Source organism: Kaistella sp., from assembly GCF_032060305.1.
GTDB lineage: Bacteria > Bacteroidota > Bacteroidia > Flavobacteriales > Weeksellaceae > Kaistella > Kaistella yananensis.
In genome coordinates this window covers 1-7286 of record NZ_DAMBHK010000079.1, presented here as the reverse complement: position 1 = coordinate 7286, position 7286 = coordinate 1, and the positions used below count along the sequence as shown (strand labels likewise).

Genomic DNA, 7286 nt, shown 5'->3' with positions numbered 1-7286 from the left:
AAAAAATATTATTATGGGAATTTTATGGACGCTTATTATTGGCGCAATCGCAGGCTGGCTAGGCTCACAGATTTTTAAAGGTGGTAGCCTTGGCCTTATCGGAAACATTATTGTAGGGATCATTGGTGGTGTAATAGGTTATTATCTTTTGGGCACCACTTTCGGAACTGCAGTTATAGGTCAAATTTTAACCGGAGCGGTGGGATCTATCATCTTACTAGCGGTGATTAATCTTTTTTCCGGCAGAAGGGTATAATGAATTATACACTTTTAAGCATAAAAAAAGCAACTCAATTGAGTTGCTTTAATTTTTCTCGGAAAAATGATTATTTTCTTAAACCAAGTTCTGCGATAATCGCTCTGTATCGGTTAATATCTTTCTTCTTAAGATAATCCAAAAGCGCTTTTCTTTTACCTACCAACGCTACCAAAGAACGCTCCGTGTTGAAATCGTGACGGTTTGCTTTAAGGTGTTGAGATAAGTGATTGATTCTGTAAGTGAAAAGGGCAACTTGTCCCTCAGCGCTTCCTGTGTCTGCATCAGACTTTCCGTGTTTTGCGAAGATTTCTTTCTTCTTTTCTGTTGTTAAGTACATTCCAATATTATTTTAATGATTATTATGTAACGGGTGCAAAAGTACAATAATTTTCTTTTCCACGAAAATATTATTGGATTAATGAGGGTAAAGACTTAGCTATAAATGTTAAAAAAATCTTAATTTTCTTATTGCAATTCCGTTAAATGGCAGTATTTTTGTAAACACAAAATCATGATGAATCATCTTTACCTGTTTGCTTTAGGCACTTTTTTGTTTTTTACTGGCTGCCAGTCACTTCCGGCTCAAAATATTGCTGCTGCAAAGGATTTGAAGAACCAAAATATCATCCATTTCAATCCTGAAGTTTTTCCCGATATTGATGAAATTAAAGAGCCCACTTACACCGCTTTTTATGCTGCTGTTTCCGAAAAAACGCAGTATTTCCGCAATTATAATATGCTGCGGGTAGATTCATACATGCCTTACGATGCGGTGGATGTTGATGCAGTTGTTGAGTATTGCAAAAATAACAATGCGCAACTCGCGGTGATTCCGAAAGTAAAGTATTTTAAAGTAGGAGTAGGGAAGTATGTTTTCTCGAATCAGGTGATCATCAGTATGAAATTATACGATTCTCTAGGCAATTTCCTCGCAGAAACCAATTACGACACCTACCGCAAAAATGCCAGAATTTTGGGCTCGGCAGAAAATTCAATTAAAATTGGCGCCACCGGTGCAATGACGAATCTTGGGAAGAACCTGCGTAAATCCAAAACGTATTCAATTTCCGGGGCGAACTGATATTCCTTCGCTTTAATCATTCTTAATTTCGTTAGTTGCAAGTTTTTGAACTATTTTTGCAGTTCAACAGAAAATTTATTGTTTTTTGGAAACTCAGGAACTTATTTTTAATCCCGCAGATATTGCAGAAACGCTCAGCGAACTTCCCGTTAAAGAGCGCGTTTTGGCATTTCTGAAAGTTCCGAAACAGTACAAGGCAGAGGTGTTCTCGCACCTGGATCCCGATTTTCAGGAAGAAACCATCAGAAATATTGGCAGCGAAGAAGTTTCTGAAATCTTAAATGCCATGACGCCGGATGACCGTACGGCTTTGTTTGAGGATTTTCCGGACGAACTTATCAAATATTCCATCAATCACCTTAATCCGCAGGAAAGAAGAATTGCCCTGAAACTTTTGGGTTACGATTCCGATTCCATCGCGAGGCTGATGACGCCTTATTACATCCAGATCCGAAAGGAATGGACCGTGAAAAGATGCCTGCAGCAGATTAAAAAAGTGGGCAAAAAGATGGAAACAATGAACCATCTGTATGTGGTGGACGAAAGAAACCAACTTATTGATGACATTGCGATTGGTTCGTTACTTTTGGCGGAAGAAGATACTTTGATTTCCGAAATTACAGACAATCATTTTGTAGCCATTACCACCACCACGAGTAAAGAGGATGCGGTGCAGTATTTCGAAAAGTACGACAGAACTGCGCTTCCGATTGTAACCGAAGCCGGAGTTTTGGTTGGAATTGTTACCATTGATGACATCCTAGACCAAATCGAACAGCAAAACACCGAAGATATTCAGAAATTCGGGGGTATGGAAGCGCTTGACGAACCTTACCGCCAAACGCACTGGTTTGAAATGATTAAAAAAAGAGGTTTCTGGCTTATTCTTTTATTTTTCTTTCAGCTTTTAACGGCTTCGGCGATGGGTTATTTCGAAGATGAAATTCAGAAGGCTGTTGTACTTACTCTTTTTGTCCCACTTATTATTTCAAGTGGCGGGAATACGGGTTCACAGGCAGCTACATTGATTATCCGTGCGATGGCACTTCAGGAAATTACCGTTAAAGACTGGTGGCTTGTAATTAAAAAAGAACTTGTTACGGGAATGGTGCTGGGTGGGATTTTAGGCATTTTTGGCTTCTTCAGAATTATGCTTTGGCAATATGCTGGGTGGTTCAATTACGGTGAACATTGGGAATTTATCGGGATGAGTGTAGGTGCTTCTCTGGCGATGATCGTTATGTGGGGAACGCTTTCGGGGTCTATGGTTCCTTTTGTCCTGAAGCGTTTTAAACTTGATCCGGCTACTTCTTCGGCACCTTTTGTCGCAACTCTGGTTGATGTTACCGGTTTGGTCATTTATTTTTCTGTGGCAGGACTGCTTTTGAGCGGCAAACTTCTATAAAAACTTTTATGAAGATCATTTCACTGGTTCCGAGTATTACCGAAACCCTTTTTGATTTGGGTTTATCTGAAAATGAAATCATCGGAAGAACAAAATTCTGCATTCATCCTGCAAACCGGCTTAAAAATGTATCTGTGATTGGCGGCACGAAGAACCTTAATATTACAAAGATTAAGGCTCTGAAACCTGATCTGATCATCGCTAATAAAGAAGAGAATATAAAAGAAGATGTGGAAGAACTTCAGAAATGTTTTAAAGTTCTGGTGACCAATGTTTCTAATCTGGAAGATAATTATTACCTTCTAAAAACATTGGGAAATTTACTTGGCAAACAAGAAATCGCTCAAAAATTTAATTTGAAAATCTATGAAATTCTTGCTAAATTTTCTGATTTAGAAAAGAAAAAATGCGCCTATTTGATTTGGAAAAATCCTTATATGACCGTAGGCTTCGATACTTTTATCCATGATATTTTGGATAAAATAGGTTTTCAAAACATTTTTAAAGATCATAAAAGATATCCGGAAATTTCAGTGGAAGATTTGAAAACTGCGGATTATATTTTTCTTTCTTCGGAGCCGTTTCCGTTTCAGCAAAAACATATTGATGAACTCCAAAAAGAGCTTCCAGACGCCAAAATATTTTTGGTAGATGGTGAATCATTTTCCTGGTACGGAACCCGACTTGCGAAGTGCGAAGGTTATTTTCAAAGTTTGGTTGAAAAATGCCAATAAAAAAAGAACTTCAAAAAGAAGTCCTTCAATTTATTTTAGAAAATATGATTAAAATTTAGCCATTTCAGCTTTAATTTTGTCCTGCAAACCTGCGCTTGCTGCCACCAGGGGAAGTCTTAAATAATTTTTAATAATTCCTTTTTCTGCAAGAACGGTTTTAATTCCTGCCGGATTTCCTTCTGCAAAAATCAAGCGTGTAATTTCTACCAGTTTATTGTGGATTTCGTAAGCTTCTTTCACTTTTCCTTCAAAAGCCAGCTGAACCATTGTTGAGAATTCTTTCGGATAACCTTGTCCAATCACCGAAATTACACCGTTTCCGCCCGCCAGTGTTACAGGAAGCGTATATTCGTCGTCACCGGAAACTAAATTGAAATTTGCAGGTTTCAGTCTCAAAATATCGAAATACTGCAGGATATTCGGTGCAGCTTCTTTAATCATGATTAAATTCGGGAATTCCTCAGCTAATCGAAGTGTGGTGGAAGCTTCAATGTTCTGTCCTGTCCGGGAAGGTACGTTGTAAATGATGATTTTTTTTCCCGTTTCGGCTAAAACTTTATAATGTTGGTAAAGCCCTTCCTGATTCGGTTTATTGTAGTAAGGAGAGACAGAAAGAACGGCATCAAATTCCGAAAGATCGGTTGCTTCGATTTGCTTTTTTACTTCCATTGTGTTGTTTCCACCAATTCCCAGAACAAGCGGAACGCGTTTATTATTAACCTTTATAATGTGGTTGATAACCTGGTTTTTTTCTTCTGACGAAAGCGTTGCCGCCTCTGCGGTAGTTCCCAAAACCACAAGATAGTTTGTTCCGTTTTCGATGTTGTAATCTACCAGTTTGGTAAGTGAATCGAAATCTACGGATAAATCTTCATTAAAAGGTGTAACCAAAGCAACACCAACTCCTTTTAAATTGCTCATTGTTGTATAATTATCAGTCAAAATTACAAAATTTAAAACAAGAATTTATGAAAAACAATCATAAGTTTATATTCATATCTTTATATTTGCAACACTAGATTTTATTTTCATGAAAATTAAATTCCTGCTTATAGCATCAGCGTTTTTGTCTTTTACAGCCTGCAAAACACCGCTGAATATTGCCAAAGTAAGCCCCGAAAAAAATATTTCACTTTCCAAAGATTTACCGGAAGCTCAAAATTTTAAAGATTTTATTGAGCCTTACAAACAGGAAGTGGAAGGTAAAATGAACACCAAGATTTCGCACACTGCGGTAGATCTCAACAAACAGGGCGATAACAGCAATCTGGGGAATCTTCTGGCAGATTATACTTTTGAAGGTGCTGATGACTGGGCGAAAAAAAACGGAATCCCCGCCGGTGTTGACGCCGCGGTGATTAATGTTGGTGGAATACGATCCAGCATTGGCGCAGGAGATATCCTTACCAAACATGTGTACGAAGTAATGCCTTTCGAAAACGAAGTGGTAATTGTAAAGATGAAAGGTTCGGATCTGCAGGAACTTTTTGATTATTATCTGAAAACCCAGAAAAACAACCCCGTTTCTCATCTCTATATTGAAACTGATAATGACAAAGTTATCAAAGGCCTTGTAAAAGGAAAAGAAGTAATCGAGACGCAGGATTATTATATCGCAACTTCGGATTATTTGGCTTTGGGCGGAGATAATATGGCTTTTTTCGGGAAGGGAGAAGTGATTTCTACAGGTTTAAGGCTTCGGGATTTGTTTTTGGACAAATTCAAGGCAAATCCTGAGATTACAGCCCCAAAAGACATCCGCTTAAACTTTAAAAACAAAAAAAACAGAACCGATGGATAGAAAGAAATTTCTGAAAACGATAGGAGGTGGAACTTTGGCGCTCACCCTTGCTCCGAATCTGCTGCTGGCGGAAAACTTTAAATTTTTAGAGCAGAATTCAGACTATAAACTTACAATTCTTCATACCAATGACCAGCACAGCCGGATTGAGCCGTTTGATTCCAGCTACAGCCGAAATCCCAATCAGGGAGGTTTTGCAAGAAGGGCAGCTTTAATTCAGAAAATCCGCGGTGAAGAAAAAAATGTGCTTTTACTGGATTCCGGTGATATTTTTCAGGGAACACCGTATTTCAATTTTTTTGGCGGTGAACTGGAGTTTAAACTCATGTCGATGATGGGTTATGATGCCGCGACGATGGGCAATCATGATTTTGATAATGGTCTGGAAGGTTTTAAAAAAGTTCAGCCAAATGCTAAATTCCCGTTTCTGTGCTCCAACTACGATTTTAAAAATACCATTCTGGACGGGCATACATTACCGTACAAAATTTTTAATAAAAATGGAATAAAAGTCGGGATTTTCGGCGTAGGTATTGAACTTTCAGGTTTGGTTGGCAAAAAGAGCTATGGCGAAACCCTTTATCTTGATCCGGTGGAAACTGCACAGCATTATGCAACATTTTTGCGGAAAGAAAAAAAATGTGATATGATCATTTGCCTCTCGCACATCGGTTATGATTACAAAGATGATCCTAAGAAGATCTCAGATAAAATTCTGGCTGCAAAGACCGATGGTATTGATCTGATTTTGGGCGGACATACCCATACTTTTTTACCCGAACCACAGTCTTTTATTAATAAATCCGGCAAGAATGTACTTGTAAATCAGGTTGGTTGGGCCGGACTGCTTTTAGGGAAAATTAATTTTTATTTCGACAAAAATAAGAATGTAAAAAATATTTCCTGGAACACCCAGGTTATTGATGAAAGCATTTTGGTTTAAGAAAATATAAAAGTTCCGGAGAGATAAGCTCTTCAAAAATACAACACGAATTAACCGATGAAAAAAATATTACCGTTATTAATGCTCTTGTACGCTTTGGATATCTCTTCGCAGGTAATTTCAAGCAGTAAGTGGAGCGATTTGTTTTCCTATAACAATGTTTTGGCGATCCGGGAAGATGGAAATAGACTGATCGCGGCTACAGAAAACGGGATATTTTTTTACACCCCCGCAAGCGGCGAACTTAGCAAACTTTCGAAAGCAAATGGTTTGCATGAAGTGAAGATTTCTGCTTTTGATTATAATCCACAAACCAAAATAGGTTTAGTAGGTTATCAAAATGGTTCGATGGACGTAATTACACCGGAAGGGATAACTTATGTAGTCGATATTCCGATTGCTACAGGATACGCTGGAGATAAAAGAATTAATCATATTTCGATTACAGGAAATTTGGCAGTAATTTCTGTGGGATATGGTGTTTCGATTTTCCGTTTAGACAGAAAAGAATTCGGTGACTCTGCCTTTTTCACCAGTGGAGGTGTATACGAGGCCGCCCGCGAAGCTGTGATTAAAGATAATGTGGTGTACGCTGTTACCGCAACCGGTTTAAAATCGCACGAAATAAATGTAACCTTCCCCATCTATTCAACATGGAACACGATAGTGGGAGAAAGTTACAGCCATATCAGCAATGGAAGCGTTATTGCGTATTCTAATACAAATACAGTGAGATATGGAAACGGTACTACATTTTCAAATTTACCGAGGAGTTTTTCTAATATACAGGATGTTTTGATAACCCCGGAACATATTCTAGTTACAGATATTTCGTCAGTTTCTCTTTTTAGCACTGCGGGAAATTTTATTAAATCCTATGATGCCGGTGAACTACTGAATTCCGCAATTTATGCAGATTCAAAAATTTATGCAGGAACAAGGGTTTCAGGAATAAAAAATGAAGCAGGAGACAGTTTAAAACCAGACGGTCCTTACAGTAATACCTCGTATAAGATCAATCTTCATGAAAACCAGATTGTAATTTCTACCGGAGGCAGGGATG

General features: G+C 38.2%; 9 protein-coding genes. 7 read left to right on the top strand and 2 right to left on the bottom strand.

The genetic code is table 11. The features are described 5' to 3' along the window. Positions 1-13: 13 nt before the first annotated feature. On the top strand, positions 14-256 hold the full coding sequence (locus tag V5N63_RS10110) for a GlsB/YeaQ/YmgE family stress response membrane protein (RefSeq protein ID WP_088467841.1): 243 nt from the start codon (positions 14-16) through the stop codon (positions 254-256). Positions 257-326: 70 nt separating this feature from the next. Here V5N63_RS10110 and rpsO read toward each other — a convergent pair whose 3' ends face one another. Beyond that, the gene (gene rpsO, locus V5N63_RS10105) at positions 327-596 is read right to left on the bottom strand and encodes a 30S ribosomal protein S15 (protein WP_088467840.1); all 270 of its coding nucleotides are present in this window, start codon (positions 594-596) and stop codon (positions 327-329) included. 174 nt (positions 597-770) lie between these two features. Between rpsO and V5N63_RS10100 the strand changes: the two genes are divergently transcribed. The 3 genes from V5N63_RS10100 (at position 771) to V5N63_RS10090 (ending at position 3479) form a co-directional block, all read left to right on the top strand. Further along, entirely contained in the window at positions 771-1340 is a 570-nt protein-coding gene (locus tag V5N63_RS10100) for a pyruvate decarboxylase (RefSeq protein WP_332033840.1), read from the top strand. Positions 1341-1425: 85 nt separating this feature from the next. After that, positions 1426-2745: a magnesium transporter gene (mgtE, locus tag V5N63_RS10095; protein ID WP_332033839.1), complete on the top strand. Its 1320-nt coding sequence runs from the start codon at positions 1426-1428 to the stop codon at positions 2743-2745. A gap of 8 nt (positions 2746-2753) precedes the next feature. Further along, positions 2754-3479, top strand: a complete 726-nt coding sequence (locus V5N63_RS10090; protein ID WP_332033838.1) for an ABC transporter substrate-binding protein — start codon at positions 2754-2756, stop codon at positions 3477-3479. A 48-nt stretch (positions 3480-3527) separates the two neighbouring features. On the opposite strand, the gene dapA is transcribed toward V5N63_RS10090, so the two are convergent. After that, entirely contained in the window at positions 3528-4400 is an 873-nt protein-coding gene (gene dapA, locus V5N63_RS10085) for a 4-hydroxy-tetrahydrodipicolinate synthase (protein ID WP_332033837.1), read from the bottom strand. A 109-nt stretch (positions 4401-4509) separates the two neighbouring features. Between dapA and V5N63_RS10080 the strand changes: the two genes are divergently transcribed. The 3 genes from V5N63_RS10080 to porZ form a co-directional block, all read left to right on the top strand. Further along, entirely contained in the window at positions 4510-5280 is a 771-nt protein-coding gene (locus tag V5N63_RS10080) for a 5'-nucleotidase C-terminal domain-containing protein (RefSeq protein WP_265143190.1), read from the top strand. After that, positions 5273-6223 (top strand): bifunctional metallophosphatase/5'-nucleotidase, encoded by a 951-nt coding sequence (locus tag V5N63_RS10075; protein ID WP_332033836.1) that lies wholly within the window; start codon positions 5273-5275, stop codon positions 6221-6223. Before V5N63_RS10080 ends, V5N63_RS10075 begins: the two co-directional genes overlap by 8 nt. Positions 6224-6280: 57 nt before the next feature. Continuing rightward, positions 6281-7286 (top strand): type IX secretion system anionic LPS delivery protein PorZ (gene porZ, locus V5N63_RS10070; protein WP_442905813.1); only part of this gene is annotated, 1006 nt, incomplete at its 3' end.